This is a genomic window from Actinoplanes hulinensis, assembly GCF_019429605.1.
Lineage (GTDB): Bacteria > Actinomycetota > Actinomycetes > Mycobacteriales > Micromonosporaceae > Actinoplanes > Actinoplanes campanulatus.
On sequence record NZ_JAHXZI010000003.1, the window covers coordinates 356,662 to 375,564 of the forward strand.

Sequence of the window (18,903 nt, forward strand, 5' to 3'; positions counted from 1 at the left end):
GGCGGGCTCAGCCTCCGGAGGAGGTGCCGCCGCCGGTGGTCGTGGAGCCCCCGCTGGAGCGGCCGAGGACGTTGGTCTTCACCGTGCCGTTGGACACCGCGCCCGTGGCGGGCAGCTTGAACGCCCGCCGGCTCGCCCGGTCACCGGCCGGGAAGTAGTCGCCGCCGTCGAGGTAGGTGCCGACCGGGTAGCCGCGCGAGTACGTGCGGGAGTACCAGATGAAGTAGAGGCCGCTGTCCTCCTCGGCGCAGGACTCCTCCTCGACGACCATGCCCTCCTCGTCGGCGCAGTAGAACACCTCCTGGTCCATCGGCTCGTCGGTGGGCGCGGTCGTGACCGTCTTGGTCGCCGGCTTGACCGGAGCCGTCGTGGGTGCCGTGGTCACCGGCGGCTCGAAATCCTCCGCCTCGGCAGCGGTGTCGTAGGTGTAACCGGAGGTGTCCGCCGACTCCCACTCGTCCTCCGGCGAGGAGCTGTCGCAGGCCGCGGCGCCGCCGGCCGCCAGCGACAGGAACGTGGCCGTCAGCACGACCTGACGGGAGCTGATGCGCCGACTTCTCACCGAGCGGACTCGTTGATCAATTTCATGGCTGCAGGCTAGCTGACCAGCGCCAATCCGTGCGATCCCGCCGGGGCCGACTGTCCAGCCCTCGGCACCCGGCCGGTTGCCGAGGAGCCGGGCGATGCCGTAGGGCGGCCTGCCTCACGGCATCGTCCGGTTGCTGTCAGCTGACGGTGAGCGCGGTGTCGTCGATGACGAACGACGTCTTCAGCGAGGAGTCCTCGACCCCGGTGAAGGTGAGGGTGACGGTCTGCCCGGCGAAAGCGGCCAGGTTGTACGAGCGCAGGGTGTACGCGCTGGCGTTGAGGTTGGAGAACACCTGCAACGTGGTGGTGCCGGCCTTCACGGTCAGTTTGTCGTACTGGGTGGTGGTGGTCGTCTCCGCTGTGATGATCTTCAGGTGGAACGACAGCGTGTAGGTGCCGCAGCCGGTGGGAAGGGTCACCGACTGGGACAGGGTTTCGGTGTTCGTCGAGCCGTTGCCGTTGAGCCACGCGTCACGGGTGCCGGTTCGCGGTGCTCCGTCACCGGTGTTCGCGCCGATGACTCCGGTGGAAGCGGTCCACGGTGTCGTCGCTGTTTCGAAGCCGGGGTTGCCGAGCTTCTGGCCGGCGCCGGTGCACCCACCGGTTCCGTTGATCGTCAGCGTGTACGAAGCGCTGTGGGTCGCCGAGCCCGCTCCCGTCACCGTGATGGTGTACGAACCGGCGGCGGCGGCCGTGGTGGTCGCGACGGTCATGGTCGATGATCCACCGGAGGTGACCGACGCCGGGCTGAAGCTCACCGAGACACCGGCCGGAGCACCGGAACTCGTCAGCGCGACGGTCTGCGCGTTGCCGGAGGTGGTGGCGGTGTTCACGGTGGCCGTGGCTGAGGAGCCGGGGTTCACCGAGCCCGCGTTCGGGCTGAGCGACACCGAGAAGTCGTTGGCCGTCGAGGTGCCCGTGGTGAGGGTCCACAGGGCGTACAGCTCGGCGTTGGCCCAGCGGCCCAGCGAGGTGGTGTTGATGTTCGACGGGTAGGTGTCGCAGGCCTTGTGGTAGCAGGGGTCGTAGGCCTTCCCGGCGGTGCCGCCCCACTTGGTCACCTGGGCGCTGGTCTTCGTGTAGCCGGCCCCGGTGGAGTTGATCGACGAGGGGATGCCGGCGTTGCGGAACGAGCCGTCGTCGCTGCAGCACTCGGTCGACGTCTCGGTGGGTACGTTGATCGAGGTGAAGTACTCGCGCAGCTTCACGGCGATGGCGTCGGTGCCGGTCACGAAGTAGCCGCCGTTGGTGGAGGCGATCATGTCGAAGGTGCCGTACGCCTTGATCGCGCTCTTCTGGGCCGTGGTCAGCGAGTTGACGTAGAACTTGGAGCCGATCAGTCCCTGTTCCTCACCGGCCCACCAGCCGAACCGGAGGTGTTTGGTCATGGTCGGGTTGTTCGCGGCCAGTTGGAGCGCGGCTTCGAGGAGTGTGGCCGTGCCGGAGCCGTCGTCGTTGATGCCCGGGCCGGCCGACACGCCGTCGGAGTGGGCTCCGAACATGTAGGTGTTGCCGGTGTCGCCGCCCGGCCAGTCGGCGATGATGTTCTTCGCGGAGCCGTTGCAGGTGGTGCAGGTCTGCACGGTGACGGTGAAACCGGCCGCCTGCAGCTTCTGCTGCAGATATGTCGTCGTCGCGGTGTGCCCCGCCGTGCCGGTGGCCCGGTTGCCGCCGTTGTTGGTGGCGAAGGTCTGCAGTTGCTGCAGGTGGGCGTTGACATTGGCGACGTTGACGGTCGGCGGGGCTGCCAGCAGGGCAGCGCTGGTCGCCGGCACGGATGAGCCGGACGATCGCACGCCGGTCGAAGCCGGCGCCGGCAGGGCGCTGAGCGCCACCGTCGCCGCGACGAAAACAGCTAGGGCAGGTCCTGCCGTCACCGTTCTGAGTCTCATGAGGGGGCTCCTAGGGTCGAGGCCGATTCACGGCCGGCCCGTAGGAGAACAGGAATATTCCACCAGGCACAAGATATCGAAACGCTTATATCTCGGTAGATCTCACAAGGTCGGGCCGGGGATCTTCTCGGCCCGAAGGGGCCGCTTGCTATGAAACGAGTTGCATAGCAAGATGCGGGCATGGCGCTGGAACACGCGATCCTGGTCTCCCTGCTCGAGCGGCCCGGGTCCGGATATGAGCTGGCCGGGCGGTTCGAGCGTTCGATCGGCCGGTTCTGGACCGCGACGCACCAGCAGATCTACCGCGTGCTGAGGCGGATGGAGTCGGACGGCTGGGTGGTGGCCGAGGAGATCGGCCAGGACGGCCGGCCCGACAAGCGCAGCTTCTCGGTCACCGGCCTCGGCCGGCGGACGCTCGCCGAGTGGCTGCGGGCGCCGGTGCAGCCGGAGGCGGTGCGGCACGAACTGGCCGTGAAGATCCGGGGCGCCGCGTTCACCGACGCGGCCGGGCGGGCCGAGCTGCTCGCCGAGGTGACGCGGTACCGGGCCGAGCACGAGTCGCTGCTCGCGACGTACCTGAATGGCGAAAAGCGGGATTTTCCGGATCCGGACGCGTTGGATGTCGGGCAGCGGCTCCAGCACGTGGTCCTGCGCGGCGGTATCGCCTACGAGCGGATGCTGCTCGACTGGCTCGACGACGTCCTCCACACGCTCCGAGCACTCTGAAAGGAACCCCTGTGCTCCTCAACCCCAACACCTACGATCCCGCGCACCTCGACGACGAGAGCCGCCGGCTGCTGCGCGCGCTGGTCGCCTTCTTCGAGGAACGCGGCAAGAAAACGCTGGTCAAGAGCTACATCGACCGGAGCTGGTACGACGACTTCCTGGAGTTCTCGGCACGTGAGGGCCTGTTCGCGACGTTCCTGACCCCGTCCGCCGACGCGGCCGGCGACCCGGGCAAGCGCTGGGACACCGCCCGCAACGCCGCGCTCAGCGAGGTCCTCGGCTTCTACGGGCTCGACTACTGGTACACGTGGCAGGTGACCGTTCTCGGTCTCGGCCCGGTGTGGCAGAGCTCCAACGAGGTCCAGCGGAAGCGGGCCGCCGAGCTGCTCGACGAGGGTCACGTGATGGCGTTCGCGCTGTCCGAGCGCAGCCACGGCGCCGACATCTACGCCACCGACATGATCCTCACGCCGACCGGTGACGGAGGCTTCACGGCGAGCGGCGCCAAGTACTACATCGGCAACGGCAACGTGGCCGGGCTGGTGTCGGTCTTCGGCCGCCGCTCCGACGTCGAGGGCCCGGACGGGTACGTGTTCTTCGCCGCCGACAGCCGGCACGAGAACTACCACCTGATCAAGAACGTCGTGAACAAGCAGATGTACGTGAGCACGTTCGAGCTCAAGGACTACCCGGTCCGTGAAGAGGACGTGCTGCACACCGGCAAGGCCGCCTTCGACGCCGCGCTGAACACCGTCAACGTCGGCAAGTTCAACCTGTGCACGGCCGCCATCGGCATCTGCGAGCACGCCATGTACGAGGCGGTCACCCACGCCCACCGGCGGATGCTGTACGGCCGGCCGGTCACCGCGTTCCCGCACGTGCGCCGTGAGCTCGCCGACGCGTACGCCCGCCTGGTCGCCATGAAGCTGTTCAGCGACCGCGCCGTCGACTACTTCCGCAGCGCAGGCCCGGACGACCGCCGTTATCTGCTGTTCAACCCGATGACGAAGATGAAGGTCACCACCGAGGGCGAGAAGGTCATCGACCTGATGTGGGACGTCATCGCGGCCAAGGGCTTCGAGGCGGACACCTACTTCGACAAGGCCGCCATGGACATCCGCGGCCTGCCGAAACTCGAGGGCACGGTGCACGTCAACCTGGCGCTGATCCTCAAGTTCATGCCGAACTACCTGTTCAACGCGGCCACCTACGAGCCCGTCGCGACGCGGCACGACCCGGCCGACGACGAGTTCCTGTTCCGGCAGGGCCCGGCGCGCGGGCTCGGCGCCATCCGCTTCCACGACTGGCGGACCGCGTACGACGCCGCCGCCACGATCCCGAACGTCGCCCGGTTCCGGGAGCAGGCAGACGGGTTCTGCGCGCTGCTGCGTGAGCACGCCCCGAGCGAGGAGCAGCAGAAGGACCTGGACTTCCTGCTCGCGGTCGGCCACCTGTTCGCGCTGATCGTCTACGGACAGCTGATTCTGGAGCAGGCCGGTCCGGCCGGGGTGGACGAGACCCTGCTGGACGAGATCTTCTCGATCCTGGTCCGGGACTTCTCGGCCTACGCCACCGAGCTGCACGGCAAGGCCGCCACCACCGAGGCGCAGGCCGCCTGGGCGCTGGCCCACGTCCGCCGGCCGGTCGCCGACGACAAGCGCGACGCCGCGGTCTGGGACCAGGTCCTCGCCCTGGTGGGCGCCTACGAGATGCGCCCCTGACAAGAATCCGGAACGACGGATAGGGGTTCCGATCAAGAACCCCTATCCGTGTCGTCCGATATTGCCCCGCCATTCCTCGAATCCGTAACGTTCTCGGCAACGGGAAAACGGAAATGCGAGGGAGGTGGAGGGCGTGACCGCATCGCCGAGCGGTGTGCTGACGGAATCGATCTCCGTTTCCGAGGCCGCGGAAATGGCCCGGCGGGCACGGGAACAGGTCGTCGGCCGCGTTTCCGGGAACCCCGACCGCCGGGACACCGACGAGTATTTCCGGCTCGCCGCGCTGAACGACACGCTTTTGCCGGAGCGGGTCCGTGACGCGCTGGACCGGTTGCGGGACGGCGCCGCCGACGCGGTCGTCGTCCACGGCCTGCCGGCCGACGAGCCCGCGGCACCCGTGCTGGGCTGGACCTGGCTGGGCATGGTGACCCGGCGGCTCGGCCACGAGTACGGGTACCGGGCGGAGAAGGACGGCGACCTCGTCCACGACGTCCGGCCCCGTCCGGAGGGCGCGGCGACCCAGTCGAACGCATCCTCGGCGGTGGACCTGTCGCTGCACACCGAGGTGGCGTTCCACGACATCCGCCCGGATTTCGTGGTCCTGTACGGGGTCCGCAGTCCGGAGCCGCGGCCGGCCACGCGCCTCGTCCGGATCGCCGACGCCATTCGGGAATGCCGTCCGGAGACTGTTCGCGAATTGCGCGAGCAGCGTTTCCGGATTGCCGCCCCGGAAAGTTTCTCGCAGGCCAGCATCATCGACGACGTCGTCCCGATCGGTGGCTCCTACGATTGGCCGACGATTCGGTGGCACAGCTCCATCGTCGCGGAGAATCCGCATCGCCGGGCCGCGGTCACCGATTTCCTGGAGTCCGCGGAAAGCGTCGCGCATCAGGTGCGGCTCGGCCCCGGCAGCCTGGTGGCCTTCTCCAACAGCCGCTGCCTGCACGGCCGGGACTCGTTCGCGGCCCGCTACGACGCCCGCGACCGCTGGCTGCTGCGCACCTACGTGCTGCGCGACGTGACCCGGCTGATGTCGCGTTACGGGCTCGAACCCGACACCGCCGGGATCCGCACGCTGGCCGAGGCGGTCGCCTCATGATCACCGACCGCCTGCTGAACCTCGACGACTTCGAGCGCGCCGCCCGGACCGCCCTCGACGACGCACGCTGGGCCTACCTGGCCGGCGGCGCGGGCCGCGACGACGGCGTCCGCCACAACGAGGCCGCACTGCGCCGCTGGAAACTGCGGCCGCGCCCGCTCAACGGGGTGGCCGACCCGGACACCGGCGCCGACGTGCTGGGCTTCCCGTCCACACTGCCGGTGCTGCTGGCGCCGACCAGCCCGCTGCGGCTGTTCCACCCGGAGGCCGAACTGCCGGTCTCCCGGGCCGCGAACCGGGCCGGGGTGCTGCCGATCGTCAGCAACGACAGCCATCACAGCCTCACCGACATCGCCGAGCAGGGGCCGTTCTGGTTCCAGTTGTACTGCTACGGAAGCCGGGACGACGTCACCCGTACGATCCGGCTCGCCGAGTCCCTGGACGCCCGCGCCCTGGTCGTCACCGTCGACAACAGCCATCCGTCGCGGCGGCTCGCCATGCTGCGGGCCGGGTTCGCCACCCCGCCGGAGGTGCGGTTCGGCATCCACCGGGAGAGCGGCTTCTCCGACGGCTGGGTGCCACCCGACACCCGGCTGCCGCGCTGGCCGCTCACCTGGGAGCAGCTCGACTTCATCCAGGAGCGGACCGGGCTGCCGGTGGTCGTCAAAGGGGTCCTGCACCCGGCCGACGCCGCCGAGCTGGTGGCCCGCGGGGTGTCCGCGGTCATCGTGTCCAACCACGGTGGCCGGCAGCTCGACGACACGGTCGCGGCGATCGACACGCTGCCCGCGATCGTCGCCGCCGCGGCCGGGCGGATACCCGTACTGATGGACGGCGGCATCCGCAGCGGCGCCGATGTGATCAAGGCGCTCGCGCTGGGCGCCACGGCCGTGTGCATCGGCCGCCCGTACGTCTGGGGCCTGGCGGCCGACGGCGAGGACGGCGTGTTCCGCGTGATCGACGTGCTCCGGCAGGAACTCCTGGACGTGGCGAGGCAGCTCGGTGTGAGCAGCCTGCGCGACGTCCCCACAGACCTGGTGGTCCGTACCGCCACGGAAATCACTGTCGACGAAGAGTGGAGGTGTTCTGCATGATCCAGCGAATCAAGGCGCGCTTCGCGCGTAAGGCCCTCGCGGGCGCGTACCCCTGGCACTGATCGATGACGGGGGCCGGAACCACCCGAACGGTTCCGGCCCCCTCGTAACACCCGGAAGGGAGGTGGCCGGTGAGCGTCGCACCGCCGGTGCAGGCCGGCCTGTCCCGCGCCGACCTGCTGGAGGACTACGACCGGGACCGCGCCGGTTTCGTGCTGCGCGCCGCCCGCCGCTACGGGCCGGTGGTCGAGCTCAGCCCCGGAACCGTATTGATCAGCGACGGCGAGATCGCCCACGACGTGCTGCGCCGCACCAACCGCGACTTCCTGATGGACCGCGACCGCGCCTGGCGCCCCACCGACAGCCGCCGCGGCGAGGACGCCCTCGACAGCTGGATGCACGCCCGCCGCACCATGCTGTCGGCCCTCTCCGGCGGCCTGGTCGAAGAACACCTCCGCTGGTACGACGGTGAGCTCACCACCCTCATGGACACCTGGGCGACCGCCGGCCGCACCGACCGCCCGATGCCGCCGCTCGTGCACCTGAGCACCGACGCGTTCCTGCGCCTCTGCGTCGGCCCCGGCACCGCCCGGCACACCCGCGACGGCCTCTCCGCCCTGGTCGCGGACCTGCTCGGCGCCCTCAACCCGATCGTCCGCTCGTCGTTCGAACTGCCCTGGTTCCTCGACCGGTTCACCGCCCGCCGCCGGCGCGCCAACCGGGCCCAGCACCGATTGGACACGGCCCTGCGGGCGCTGGTGAACCGGCCACCGGACGGCGGCCTGATCGCGATCCTGCGCGACGCCGGCGTGCCCACCGACCCGCTGGTCCGCATCCTGGTGTCGGCCACCATCGCCTCCCGCCTGGTGCCGGCCGCCGCCAGCGCCTGGCTGCTGCACGCCCTGGCCGTCCACGCGCCCACCGGCGAGCCGTCGCACATCGTCGACGAGGTGCTGCGACTGCGCCCGCCGACCTGGCTCATGCACCGCGCCACCCACGCCGAACAGGTCAGCGGCCCGTGGCGGTTCCCGGCCGGCGCGGCCCTGATGATCAGCCCGTACGCGATCCACCGCGACGAGCGCCACTTCCCCGATCCGGAACAGTTCCGCCCGCAGCGCTGGGCGGGCGCACGGCTGCCGGCCGGCGCGTACCTGCCGTTCGGCGGCGGACCACGCTGGTGCGTCGGCACCCACCTGGCGAAGGCGCAGCTCACCACCGCCGTGGAGGTGTTCCGGCGGTTCCGGCTGGAGGATGTGTCAGGTCGGGTGACCGCCGACACCGACTCCACGATGTACCCGCGTGGCCTGGCGCTCAGCGTCGCCCGCACCGACTGAGGAAGGACAGCACATGCGAGTTCGGGCCGGAGACGTACGCCTGCACGTGACCACGCTGGGCGACGAATACTCCGACGGGCAGCGGCGGCCCGACATCATCGCCGTCCACGGTGGCCCCGGCATCGACGGCGGCATGCTGCGCCTGACCATGCGGCCGGCCGTCGACTACGCCCACGTCATCGTCCCCGACCTGCGCGGGCACGGCCGCAGCGACCGCGGCGAACCGGCCGACTGGAACCTCGACGTGTGGGCCGACGACCTGGCCGCGCTCATCGACACCCTCGGACTGCCGAACCCGTACCTGCTCGGCACCTCGTTCGGTGGTTTCGTGGTGCAGCGGTTCCTGTCCCGCCACCCGGAAACCCTCGCCGGCGCCATTCTGATCGGCACCGGCGCCCGGCAGGCCAGCCACGACGAGATCGTCGAACGGCACCGGGTCCTCGGCGGCGACCGGGCCGCCGACGTGATGCGCCGCTCGCTCACCGACCACTCGCCGGAAGCGGAACGCGAATGGGCCGAGGTGTGCGGGCCGCTCGCCATCCGCCGCGCCCCGGACGACGACTACCAGCGGGCGGTCCGCAACCGGATCAGCACGCCCGAGATCAACGCCGGGTTCATCTCCCAGCTGTCCGGCCTGGACCTGCGGCCCGACCTGGCCGCCGCCCGCCGACCGGTGATGGTGCTGGTCGGCGAGTACGACCCGCTCATCCCGTACGAGGTGGCCGCCGAGACCGTCGACAGCCTGCCCGCCGGGACCGGCGAGCTGCACGTCGTGCCGGGCGCCAGCCACCAGGCCATCTGGGACGCACCCGACGCCACCCACGCGCTGATCCGCAAATTCACGGAGGGGTCATGACCGGCTTCGTCGCGCCGACCGCCGAACGGTTCCGGGACGCCACCGCCGAGCTGCGGGAACTGTCCGCCCCGTACGCGAAGGAGCGGTTGATCTTCCAACCGCCGATCGAGAGCGCCGAGCGGGTGCGCCGCCTCGAACAGGCCTGCCAGACCGTCTTCGAAGGACTCGACGCGGTGCTGCGCGACATCTGCGACGGCGACGTGCTCCGGATGGCCGGACTGTGCCGCGCCACCCCGCCCGAGCTGCGGTTCCTCACCCGTCAGCCGCACCAGAACTGGTCCACGGTGGCCCGCCCGGACGTCATCTCCTCGGGCGGCCGCACCGTCGTCATCGAGATCAACGGCGACTCGCCGGCCGGCCTGTTCGGCCTGCACGACATCATCACCCGCGCGCAGACCGCGTTCCTGCCGCCGGAGGCGAGCCTGGCCCGGCCCGCCGTGGCCATGCACGGCCTGCTCTCCGGGCTCACCAAGAGCTTCGGCGAGTTCGACGGCATGGTGGCCATCTGCTACTGGCGGCACGAGCAGGCCGCCGGGCCGGTCGACTGGCAGTACGAGCTGTTCGCCCGCGAACTGCGCCGGCACGGCATTCCGTCGGTGCACTGCGCGCTGGAGGACCTGGAGCTCTCCGACGACGGCGTGCGGCACGAGGGACGCGAGGTCAGCGTCATCTACCGCTACTTCGAGTCGCCGGAACCGGGCGCCGACGACGAGTTCGCCGTCCTCGACACGCTGTTCCGGATCGCCGACAGCGGGAAGGTCGGCCTGTTCACCGGCTACCGGGCCGAGGTGCTGGCGTCCAAGGCGGCGCTCGCGGTGCTCTCCGCCGCGACCGGGATCGCGCCGTCGCTGCGGGCCCGGCTGGCCGAGCACGTGCCGTGGACGCGGATCATCGAACCCCGCCGGACCATCTACGACGGCCGGGAGGTGGACCTGCTGCCGTGGGCCGAACGGGAGAAGGACCGGCTCATCGTGAAACCGGTCCGCGGCCACGCCGGCAAGGGCGTCACCGTCGGCCGCGAGGTGTCACCCGAGGTGTGGGCCGAGGTCCTCGCCACCGGAGTGCGTGGTGGGGCGGGCGATCACCCGTACATCGTGCAGGAGCTGTTCGAACCGGATCCGCTGCCGGTCGCGTTCACCGACGAGCACGCCACCGTCACCAGCACCGTCACCCCGTCGGTCAACGGCGTGTTCATCGTGGAGAACACGGCGGTGGCGGTGCTGCGCCGCTACGCCGTCAACAACACCGGCACGATCAACATCAACCCCTTCTCCGGGTACGCTCCCTCGCCCGTCTGGATCGCATCATGAGGTGGCGGCCGTCCACCTACCTGTTCGCCTCCGGTGCGGCGTCCAGCCTCGGCGACGGCATCCGCTACGCGGCCATGCCCCTGCTGGCCGTGCACGTGACGAGGAATCCGGTGAGCGTCGCCGCCGTCGCGGCCGCCCTCTCCGCGGCGCACCTGCTGTTCGGGTTCCACGTCGGCGCCGTGGTGGACCGGTTCGACCGGGTGCGGCTGCTGCGCCGGACCCAGCTGATCCGGCTGGCGCTCATGCTCGTGCTGGTCGCCGCGGTCGCCGTCGACCAGGCCACCCTGCCGCTGCTGCTGGTCGCGGCGTTCCTGCTGGGCACCGCCGAACTCGCGGCGGACACCGCGGTGCAGGCGCTCACCCCGGTCGTGGTCCAGGACGCCGGGCTGGAGAAGCTCAACGCCGGGCTGACCGCCTCCCAGTCGGTCGGCGAGGACTTCGCCGGCCCCGCCGTCGGTGGCGTCCTGTTCGCGTGGAACCCGCTCGCCCCGTTCGTGGCGATCGCCGGCACGCTAGCCGCCAGCTGGGGTTTCCTGACCCGGCTGCGGGTGCCCGGCCGGGTCGCCCGGCCCGCGGTGCGGCAGTCGCTGACCGCCGAGGCCCGGGAAGGGCTCACCTACCTGCTGCGGGAGCCGACCCTGCGCACCCAGGCGGTGTGGGCGGCCGCCATGAACCTCGGGGTGGCCGCCGCCAACGCCACCCTGGTCCTCTACGTGGTCGAGAAGCTGCACCTCAGCGGCGGCACCTACGGCCTGCTGCTGACCTGCGCGGGCGTCGGCGGGCTGGCCGGAGCGGCCGCGGTGGCGCACACCGTCCGGCTGCTGGGCCGGGTCCCCACGATGATCGCCGCGAGCCTGGTGGCCGGGCTGGCGACGGCCGGTATCGCGCTCACCGGCTCGGTGTGGCTGATCGGCGCCTTCCAGTTCCTCGCCGGGTTCTGCGGGGTGTCCTTCTCGATCGTCGGCCGTTCGCTGCGGCAGAGCATCACCCCGGACGCCCTGATGGGCCGGGTCACCAGCATCTACCGGCTGATCGGCTTCGGCTCGCTGCCGCTGGGCGCGATCGGTGGCGGCGCGATCGCCCACCAGTTGGGCCTGGGCGTGCCGTTCCTGCTGGCCGGCGCCGTCATGGTCGGCAGCACCCTCACCCTGGGCCTGCTCACCCGCCGCGCCCACACCACCCGCCCGGAACCGGTCCGGCAGGTGTCGGCCCTTTAAGGTTTCAGGGTGCCCCGCGTCTCCGAAGCCCACCTCGCCGCCCGCCGTCAGCAGATCCTCGACGCCGCGGCCCGGTGTTTCGTGCGCAACGGGTTCCACCAGACGTCCATGCAGGATGTGATCAAGGAGGCCGATCTCTCGGTCGGGGCCTTCTACCGCTACTTCAAGAGCAAGAACGAGCTGATCACGGCCATCGCGGGGCAGAAGATCTCGCAGGCCACCGGGCTGCTCGACGAGCTGCTCGCGATCGACCCGGTGCCGCCGATCCCGGAGATCCTGGAACGCCTGCTGGAGCTGGTCGACGCCGCGGCCGACGACGACGGCACGGTTCGGATCGCCGTGCAGGTGTGGGGCGAGGCGGTGCACGATCCCGAGGTCGGCGCGCTGGTCGCGGAGATCTACGGGCGGGTCCGGGAGCGGGCCGTGCTGATCGCCGAGCGGGCCCGGGCGGCCGGGCAGCTGCCGCCGGACGCCGACGTCACCGGGGCCGGCGCGGCGTTCTTCGGGCTGGTGCAGGGCTACATCCTGCAGAAGGTGCTGCTCGGCGGCACCGACCGGCGCACCTATGTGTCCGGCGTGCGGACACTACTGTCCTAGTGCGGCAGCCGCCGTGGGGACGGCTGCGTGGCCGTTCGGCAGCGTGAAGGTGAAGCAGGTGCCGCCCGCGGGATCGTCGGTGGCGGTGATGGTGCCGCCGTGCCTTTCCACGATGCGCCGGCAGATCGCGAGCCCCAGCCCGGTGCCCTGATAGCCGCCACTGACATGCGCCCGGTGGAAGTTGCCGAAGATCGCCTCGTGCTGGCCCTCGGGGATGCCGATGCCGTTGTCGACGATGCGTACGGTGACCATCGTCTCGTCCTGCACCGCGGTGATCCGCAGAGCGGGGACCACCCCCGGTGCCGTGTATTTGATGGCGTTCCCGACCAGGTTGTCGATCAGCTGCCGGACCAGCACCGGGTCCGCCTGGACCGCGGGCAGCTCGCCGATGGCGAAGCGCGGCTCCGGTCGACCGGATGCCACCGCCGCGTCCGTGCGGGCGAGGGCGATAGATCTTGGGTAATGATCGACCGCCGGATGGCAAACAGGAATCAAGATTGGCCCGACAGCCACAGTCGCCCAAGATCGCTGGCGAGTCGGGGTGATGCCGCAGCCGCAACCACCCGCCCGGCGCAACCGGCGTGACGGCCGGGGCACTGCCCCGGTGGCCTGGCAAGCACCACCGCAACCACCCGCCCGGCGCGAGCGGCAGCACATGCGGGGGTATCCAACCGATCTCAGCCCGGCGGGCGCGGCGCAGGCCGGAGTAGGGCAGCAAGATCGCGCCGAGCGGACGGGGCGGCCCTGATATGGCGGGGGCGAGGACACGCGTACAAGAAGAAGGAGCTGGAAGCGAAACGCGGACCGAGACCACATTAGGTTCTATGGAGCCACAGCTGCCAGCACCAGCACGCTCGCGCCGATCTCCACGAACCCGACCTGCTTCGGTGTCAGCGACCGGCCGGGCAGCACCCACGCGCGGACCAGCAGGAGCGCGAAGACCAGCGCGGCCGGGATGCTGATCACGGCCGCCGCGGCGAGCGCGGCCAGGTGATATCCGGCAGAGGCCGTCCGGTACGTGTCGTTGCCGCGCTCGCGGATCATCGTCTTCACGTAGAGGACCGTGCCGGTGAGGTAGAGCAGCACGAGCACGAACGCGGCCCACGTGTCGGCGGGGCGGCCGCTGGCGATCACCGTGACGACTCCGATGATGAGGCAGCTCTGCGCGACCGAGGCCAGATCGTTGAGCAGGGCCCGTTCCCGGCGGCGCCAGGCATACCAGGCGTTGGCCGCCAGCAGGACGGCGTAGACCGGCGCGAACCACAGCAGCCGCGGCTCGGCGGCCAGCACGATCACGCCGGCCGGGACCGCGACCAGCCCGTACAGCCGGAACTGGGGCAGGTAGCGGCCGGGGCGGCGCGACTTGACCGCCAGGAACACGTAGTACGACAGCAGGTAGCCGGCCAGCCAGGCGATCAGCAGCGGCACGTCCGGCCAGCGGAACCCGGCGACGAGCAGCCCGGCCAGGTAGGGCAGCAGCAGCATCGCCCACGCGCCGTGCTGGGGCGGCAGGAACTGCCGGATCGTGCGGCGGGCCGGGCGCGTCGAGGTGCTGCTCACGGCGTCGACGCTAGGCGCCGTAAGGCTCTTCGCCCAGGGTCGAAGGTCACCCTCGCCGCTACCTTCGGCTCTGCCGGCGGGCTCGGGCGATCGGCTAGCCTTGCCGCCATGAGTGAGCGGGAGGCCCAGCGGCGGATGGCCGGATACCGGTTCGCCGTGCCGATGGCGGGCCCGCACGTGCGCCGGGCCTTCGACGAGCGCTGTCCCTGCCGCTGACGCGCAACGCCCGCCACTCACGCTCCGACCGAGGATCCCCCTTGCTGGAAGACATCCGCGCCTACTGCCGGCGCGATCCCGCCCTGTACGGTGTCCGCGTCGCCGAGGTGTTCCTCTACCCGGGTCTGTGGGCGCTCTGGGGCCACCGTGTGGCGCATCTGCTGCACCGCGCCCGTATCCCGTTCCTGCCGCGCCTGCTGTCGCAGGTGATGCGTTTCGTCACCGGTATCGAGATCCATCCGGGTGCGGTCGTCGGGCGGCGGTTGTTCATCGACCACGGCGCCGGTGTCGTGGTCGGCGAGACCGCCCGGATCGGTGACGACGTGACCATGTACCACCAGGTCACCCTCGGTGGGCGTGGCTGGCGGCGGGACGCCAAGGGCAGCCGTCGTCACCCGGAGGTGGGGGATCGGGTGACTCTGGGGGTGGGCGCCACGGTGCTCGGCCCCGTCCGGATCGGGGAGGACGCCGAGATCGGCGCCATGGCCCTGATCGTCTCCGACGTTCCCGCCGGCGCCCGGATGCGGGCCCCGGCCGCAGAAATCGTCCCCGACTCTTTCCCACAGAACGCAGGAGCGAGGAAATGATCTACAACGACGTCACCGAGTTGATCGGCCGGACCCCGATGGTGCGGCTGACCCGTTTCGAGCCGGGACTGCCGGCGAAGCTGATCGCCAAGCTCGAGTCCGCCAACCCCGGTGGCAGCGTCAAGGACCGGATCGCCCTCGCCATGGTCGAGGCCGCCGAGGCCACCGAGGAGCTGCGCCCCGGCTCCGCCATCGTGGAGGCGACCAGCGGCAACACCGGTATCGGGCTGGCTCTGGTGGCGGCCGCCCGCGGCTACCGGCTGACCCTCACCATGCCGGACAGCATGAGCGCGGAACGGCGGGCGCTGCTCGTGGCGTACGGTGCGAAGCTGGTTCTCACCCCGGCGGCCGAGGGCATGAAGGGCGCGGTGGCCAAGGCGCTGGAGATCGCCGAGGAGCAGCGGGCCTGGCTGCCGATGCAGTTCGACAATCCGGCGAACCCGGACATGCACCGGCGTACCACGGCCCTGGAGATCTGGAACGACACCGACGGCCAGGTGGACCTGTTCGTCGGCGGTGTCGGCACCGGCGGCACCCTCACCGGCGTCGGCCAGGTGCTCAAGGAGAAGCGGCCCGAGCTGCGCGTCTACGCGGTCGAGCCGACGGAGTCGCCGGTGCTGTCCGGCGGCCGGTCGGGTCCGCACGGCATCCAGGGCATCGGCGCCGGGTTCGTGCCCGAGGTGCTGGACCCGACCATCTACGACGAGGTGGTCAAGGTCGACGTGGAACAGGCCCGGGAGGCCGGGCGTCAGCTGGCCCGGACCGAGGGCATCCTGGCCGGCGTCTCCAGCGGCGCGGCCCTGCACGCGGCGCGCGAGCTGGCCTGGCGGGCGGAGAACGTGGGCAAGACGATCGTGGTCGTGCTGCCGGACACCGGTGAGCGTTACCTGAGCACCCCGCTGTTCTCGAACCCCTGAGACGCCGATGTCCCGGCGTGCGCAGGCACGCCGGGACATCGTCAGCGGACGGATCAGAGGTTGGTCTTGACGCCGACGGCCTTGCAGGCGGCGTTGAACTCCTTGGCGGCCTTCGCGGACTCCGGGGTGTCCGCGGCGTTGACCGGGTCGTCGGCCTTGGCGGCCTTCGCGGCCTCGGCGGCGTTGGTCTTGAGGGCGGTGGCGACGGCGGTGTCCGAGCCCTCGGCCGCCTTCTCCAGGTTGGCGGCGAAGTCGCTCAGCATCAGCGCGGCGTCCTTCTTCGGGACGTCGCCGCCGGTGGTGCTCATGATGGTGAGCAGCGCCTTCTTGAACGACTCGGCCGCCTTGTTGGCGTCCTCGCAGATCACCTTGTCGGCGGGGGCGGCCGCGGCGGGCGCGGCGGCCTCAGCCTCGGGCAGGGCCGAGGTGGCGGCCGGCTTGGCCGGCTCGGCGGTGGTGGTGGCGGCCTTGTCGTCGCCGCAAGCGGCCAGGCCCATCATCGAAACGCCGGCAAGTACGGCGGTGGCAATTCGCACAGCAATCACATAGGCAAGTTAGTCGATCAGTTGTACGAAGATCAACTGTTATTTCGTATTTTCTGTGGAAGTCAGAGCGAGCCGCGGTGGCCGGCGGCGAGCCTGATCGACATCAGGGCCACGGTGACGATCATGTCGAACCGGCGCAAGCCCGGGGCCGGACGGCTCAGGAGATCGGCCCGGATGCCGAAACGACAACCGAGATGAGCGGATCGGACCGGGCACTGCGCGTACCCCTGATCGTGGGTCTGACCACGATCGTGGCCGTGCTCGCCTGGCTCGCCGTGCGTGACGCCGATAATCGCGTCTGGGGAAACCTGGGCGGCACCGTCGTGCTCTCCGCGGCCGCTTTCGCCTGCTGGCGGGTGAGCCGCCTGGCCGCCCCGACACCCCCGGTACGCGGATTCTGGGCACTCTGGGCGCTCACCGCGGCCAGCCTGGTGCTCAGCACTGTCGCCAACATGCTCCACGGCGGCGTCGGCACCCCCGGCATGCCGCTCTACGAGGCGATCCCCACGCTGATCGGCCTCGGCCTGGCGATGCTGGCGTTCCGGCACGTCCCGCTGGCCCCACGGACCCGGCTGGACTGGGCCCGGCTGCTGCTCGACGGCATCGCGGTGGCCGTCGCCGGCACGGTGTTCTTCACCTACGTGGTGCTGGACGCCGTTCCCGACGGCACCTCGGCCGGCACCCTGATCACGGCCGCCGCGGTCGGCGTCGGCTGCCTGCTGGCGCTGGTGGTGTTCGGCAAGGCGGCGGTCAGCCCGGAGGGCCGTGTCGACCCGGTGGCGCTGGCCGTTCTGACCATCGGGCCGCTGGCCGGCCTGGTCGCCGTGATGCTGATCCTGGGCGGCACCGAGACCGGCATGCTACTGCTGTCGGTGCTCGGCTACCCGCTGGTCGGGTTGGGCATCTGCGTGGCCGCCTACCGGCAGAGCCTGGTCCTGGACGTGCAGCCGCCGAAACGGCCGCGCTGGTCGATCGGCGGCCCGCTCCAGTTCGTCGCGGTCACCGGCACCGCCGTGCTGGTCATCGTCGTCTCCGCCCGCGACCTGGACATGCGCGGCCGCGCCGTGATCATCGGGGCGGTGCTGATCGCCGCCATCATGGTCGCCCGCCAGCTGCTCAGCCTGCGGGAGAACAGGCTCGCGCTGCGTGGTGTCCGCCACCAGCAGAGCGAACTGGAACGCCTGGCGCTCAGCGACCACCTGACCGGCCTGCCGAACCGCACCGGGTTCACCCTGGCCCTGACGGACCGCCTGGCCGGTGGGCGGCCCGCCACCGTGCTGCTGATCGACATCGACGACTTCAAGATGGTCAACGACACGCTCGGGCCGGCCGCCGCCGACCAGCTGCTGGCCCGGCTCGCCGAACGGCTCCGGCGCTGCGCCGACGGCGACCGCGGGTTCGTGGCCCGGCTCGGCGGCGACGAGTTCGCGGTGCTCCTGCCGTCCGGCGACCCGGCCGGGATCGAGGCCGCCGCCACCCGCTTCCAGCACGCCGTCGGACGGCCGCTGCCGGTCGAGGCACAGCGGTTCCTGCTGCACGCCAGCATCGGCGTGGTGGTCGCCGAACCGGGCGAGACCGCCGACGAGGTGCTGCGCAACGCCGACATCGCGATGTACGTGGCCAAGGACGCCGGCAAGGCGTCCTGGGTGCGGTTCGAGCCGCGGATGCGGCAGGACATGACCGGCCACGCCCGGCTCGCCGGCGAGCTGCACGACGCCATCCAGGGCGGCCAGCTGCGGCTTCTCTACCAGCCGGTGTACGACCTGGCCACCGGCCGGATGCACGGCGCCGAGGCGCTGGTCCGCTGGCAGCACCCGGAACGCGGCTTCGTCTCGCCCGCCGACTTCATCCCGGTCGCCGAGCGCTCCGGCCTGATCGTGCCGCTGGGCACCTGGGTGCTGCGCGAGGCCTGCACGCAGCTGGCCCGCTGGCGGGACTCCTTGAAGGATGGAGCGGTCGAGGCGATCAACGTCAACGTGGCGGTCCGCCAGCTGCGCGAGGCCGGCTTCGTCGACGAGGTCGCCGCCGTGCTCAGCGACACCGGGCTCACCCCGCACAACCTGATCATCGAGGTCACCGAGTCGTCGGTGGCCGACGGACCACAGGTCACCGAGACGCTGCACGACCTGCACGAGATGGGGGTGCGGCTGGCCCTCGACGACTTCGGCACCGGCCAGTCGTCGCTGAGCCTGCTGCGCGCTTTCCCGGTCGACGTGCTGAAACTGGACAAGTCGTTCGTCGATGGGATCGCCGACGGCGCCGACCGGGGCCGGCTCGCGGTCGCCGCGGCGGTCGCCCAGCTGGCCGAACACCTCGATCTCAAGGCGGTCGCCGAGGGCATCGAGAGCCAGGCCCAGCTGGAGCGGCTGCGGGACATGGGCTACCGCTACGGCCAGGGCTATCTCATGGCCAAACCCCTGCCTGCGGACGAGTGCGCCGCCCTGATGACCGCAGCGCCCCTCGCCGTCGCCGCCACCGGTGGCCGCCATCCATGACCGCTGGAGCCCATTCGCGCGGCGCCCCCGCGGCACGGGTGTCGGCGCCGAGTCGAGATGTCCGGCTTGGCGGTCGAGGTTGACGACGTGCTCGAGTTCGCGGATCGCCTGGTCGAGGTCCCCAGGGCCCCGGCACGCCTGCGTAGGCC

Annotated in this window: 17 protein-coding genes; 12 read left to right on the forward strand and 5 right to left on the reverse strand. The window is 70.9% G+C overall.

Going from position 1 to position 18,903, the window contains the following annotated elements:
• Nucleotides 1-7 precede the first annotated feature (7 nt).
• Complete coding sequence (locus KZ829_RS07960) at nt 8-562, reverse strand: hypothetical protein (protein ID WP_220143186.1); 555 nt, start codon at nt 560-562, stop codon at nt 8-10.
• Between the two features lie 163 nt (nt 563-725).
• Nucleotides 726-2,480: a M20/M25/M40 family metallo-hydrolase gene (locus tag KZ829_RS07965; RefSeq protein ID WP_220143187.1), complete on the reverse strand. Its 1,755-nt coding sequence runs from the start codon at nt 2,478-2,480 to the stop codon at nt 726-728.
• A gap of 180 nt (nt 2,481-2,660) precedes the next feature.
• Between KZ829_RS07965 and KZ829_RS07970 the strand changes: the two genes are divergently transcribed.
• The 9 genes from KZ829_RS07970 to KZ829_RS44435 all read left to right on the forward strand — a co-directional run bounded on the left by KZ829_RS07970 (nt 2,661) and on the right by KZ829_RS44435 (nt 12,434).
• The gene (locus tag KZ829_RS07970; RefSeq protein ID WP_220143188.1) at nt 2,661-3,206 is read left to right on the forward strand and encodes a PadR family transcriptional regulator; all 546 of its coding nucleotides are present in this window, start codon (nt 2,661-2,663) and stop codon (nt 3,204-3,206) included.
• A gap of 11 nt (nt 3,207-3,217) precedes the next feature.
• Nucleotides 3,218-4,927 carry an acyl-CoA dehydrogenase family protein gene (locus KZ829_RS07975; RefSeq protein ID WP_220143189.1) on the forward strand — a complete coding sequence of 570 codons (1,710 nt, stop codon included), beginning with the start codon at nt 3,218-3,220 and terminating at the stop codon, nt 4,925-4,927.
• A 133-nt stretch (nt 4,928-5,060) separates the two neighbouring features.
• Nucleotides 5,061-6,026 (forward strand): TauD/TfdA family dioxygenase, encoded by a 966-nt coding sequence (locus KZ829_RS07980; protein WP_220143190.1) that lies wholly within the window; start codon nt 5,061-5,063, stop codon nt 6,024-6,026.
• Nucleotides 6,023-7,120, forward strand: coding sequence for an alpha-hydroxy acid oxidase (locus tag KZ829_RS07985; RefSeq protein ID WP_220143191.1), 1,098 nt, complete (start codon nt 6,023-6,025; stop codon nt 7,118-7,120). Before KZ829_RS07980 ends, KZ829_RS07985 begins: the two co-directional genes overlap by 4 nt.
• A gap of 131 nt (nt 7,121-7,251) precedes the next feature.
• Entirely contained in the window at nt 7,252-8,454 is a 1,203-nt protein-coding gene (locus KZ829_RS43885) for a cytochrome P450 (RefSeq protein ID WP_220143192.1), read from the forward strand.
• Between the two features lie 13 nt (nt 8,455-8,467).
• Entirely contained in the window at nt 8,468-9,310 is an 843-nt protein-coding gene (locus KZ829_RS07995) for an alpha/beta fold hydrolase (RefSeq protein ID WP_220143193.1), read from the forward strand.
• The gene (locus tag KZ829_RS08000) at nt 9,307-10,620 is read left to right on the forward strand and encodes an ATP-grasp domain-containing protein (protein ID WP_220143194.1); all 1,314 of its coding nucleotides are present in this window, start codon (nt 9,307-9,309) and stop codon (nt 10,618-10,620) included. The genes KZ829_RS07995 and KZ829_RS08000 overlap by 4 nt, the downstream gene beginning before the upstream one ends.
• Nucleotides 10,617-11,837 carry an MFS transporter gene (locus KZ829_RS08005; protein ID WP_220143195.1) on the forward strand — a complete coding sequence of 407 codons (1,221 nt, stop codon included), beginning with the start codon at nt 10,617-10,619 and terminating at the stop codon, nt 11,835-11,837. Before KZ829_RS08000 ends, KZ829_RS08005 begins: the two co-directional genes overlap by 4 nt.
• 9 nt (nt 11,838-11,846) lie before the next feature.
• Nucleotides 11,847-12,434 (forward strand): TetR/AcrR family transcriptional regulator, encoded by a 588-nt coding sequence (locus KZ829_RS44435; protein ID WP_220143196.1) that lies wholly within the window; start codon nt 11,847-11,849, stop codon nt 12,432-12,434.
• On the opposite strand, the gene KZ829_RS42790 is transcribed toward KZ829_RS44435, so the two are convergent.
• Together KZ829_RS42790 and KZ829_RS08020 are read right to left on the reverse strand one after the other, a co-directional pair.
• A complete protein-coding gene (locus KZ829_RS42790) occupies nt 12,423-12,857 on the reverse strand; it encodes a sensor histidine kinase (RefSeq protein ID WP_308285381.1) in 435 nt (144 codons plus the stop codon). The genes KZ829_RS44435 and KZ829_RS42790 overlap by 12 nt on opposite strands.
• 399 nt (nt 12,858-13,256) lie before the next feature.
• Nucleotides 13,257-13,994 (reverse strand): YwiC-like family protein, encoded by a 738-nt coding sequence (locus KZ829_RS08020; RefSeq protein WP_308285382.1) that lies wholly within the window; start codon nt 13,992-13,994, stop codon nt 13,257-13,259.
• Nucleotides 13,995-14,251: 257 nt separating this feature from the next.
• Between KZ829_RS08020 and epsC the strand changes: the two genes are divergently transcribed.
• Together epsC and cysK are read left to right on the forward strand one after the other, a co-directional pair.
• Entirely contained in the window at nt 14,252-14,797 is a 546-nt protein-coding gene (gene epsC, locus KZ829_RS08025; RefSeq protein ID WP_246635230.1) for a serine O-acetyltransferase EpsC, read from the forward strand.
• On the forward strand, nt 14,794-15,714 hold the full coding sequence (cysK, locus tag KZ829_RS08030) for a cysteine synthase A (protein WP_220143198.1): 921 nt from the start codon (nt 14,794-14,796) through the stop codon (nt 15,712-15,714). Before epsC ends, cysK begins: the two co-directional genes overlap by 4 nt.
• 53 nt (nt 15,715-15,767) lie before the next feature.
• On the opposite strand, the gene KZ829_RS08035 is transcribed toward cysK, so the two are convergent.
• The gene (locus tag KZ829_RS08035; protein ID WP_220143199.1) at nt 15,768-16,250 is read right to left on the reverse strand and encodes a hypothetical protein; all 483 of its coding nucleotides are present in this window, start codon (nt 16,248-16,250) and stop codon (nt 15,768-15,770) included.
• 203 nt (nt 16,251-16,453) lie between these two features.
• On the opposite strand from KZ829_RS08035, the gene KZ829_RS08040 reads away from it, so the two are divergent.
• A complete protein-coding gene (locus KZ829_RS08040; protein ID WP_220143200.1) occupies nt 16,454-18,754 on the forward strand; it encodes a putative bifunctional diguanylate cyclase/phosphodiesterase in 2,301 nt (766 codons plus the stop codon).
• The last annotated feature ends 149 nt before the right edge of the window (nt 18,755-18,903 follow it).

Coding starts and splice junctions, on each gene's coding strand:
- KZ829_RS07965 (WP_220143187.1), bottom strand. CDS start 2,480: ATGAGACTCAGAACGGTGACGGCAGGACCTGCCCTAGCTGTTTTCGTC.
- KZ829_RS07985 (WP_220143191.1), top strand. CDS start 6,023: ATGATCACCGACCGCCTGCTGAACCTCGACGACTTCGAGCGCGCCGCC.
- KZ829_RS07970 (WP_220143188.1), top strand. CDS start 2,661: ATGGCGCTGGAACACGCGATCCTGGTCTCCCTGCTCGAGCGGCCCGGG.
- KZ829_RS07995 (WP_220143193.1), top strand. CDS start 8,468: ATGCGAGTTCGGGCCGGAGACGTACGCCTGCACGTGACCACGCTGGGC.
- KZ829_RS08005 (WP_220143195.1), top strand. CDS start 10,617: ATGAGGTGGCGGCCGTCCACCTACCTGTTCGCCTCCGGTGCGGCGTCC.
- KZ829_RS08000 (WP_220143194.1), top strand. CDS start 9,307: ATGACCGGCTTCGTCGCGCCGACCGCCGAACGGTTCCGGGACGCCACC.
- cysK (WP_220143198.1), top strand. CDS start 14,794: ATGATCTACAACGACGTCACCGAGTTGATCGGCCGGACCCCGATGGTG.
- KZ829_RS08040 (WP_220143200.1), top strand. CDS start 16,454: ATGAGCGGATCGGACCGGGCACTGCGCGTACCCCTGATCGTGGGTCTG.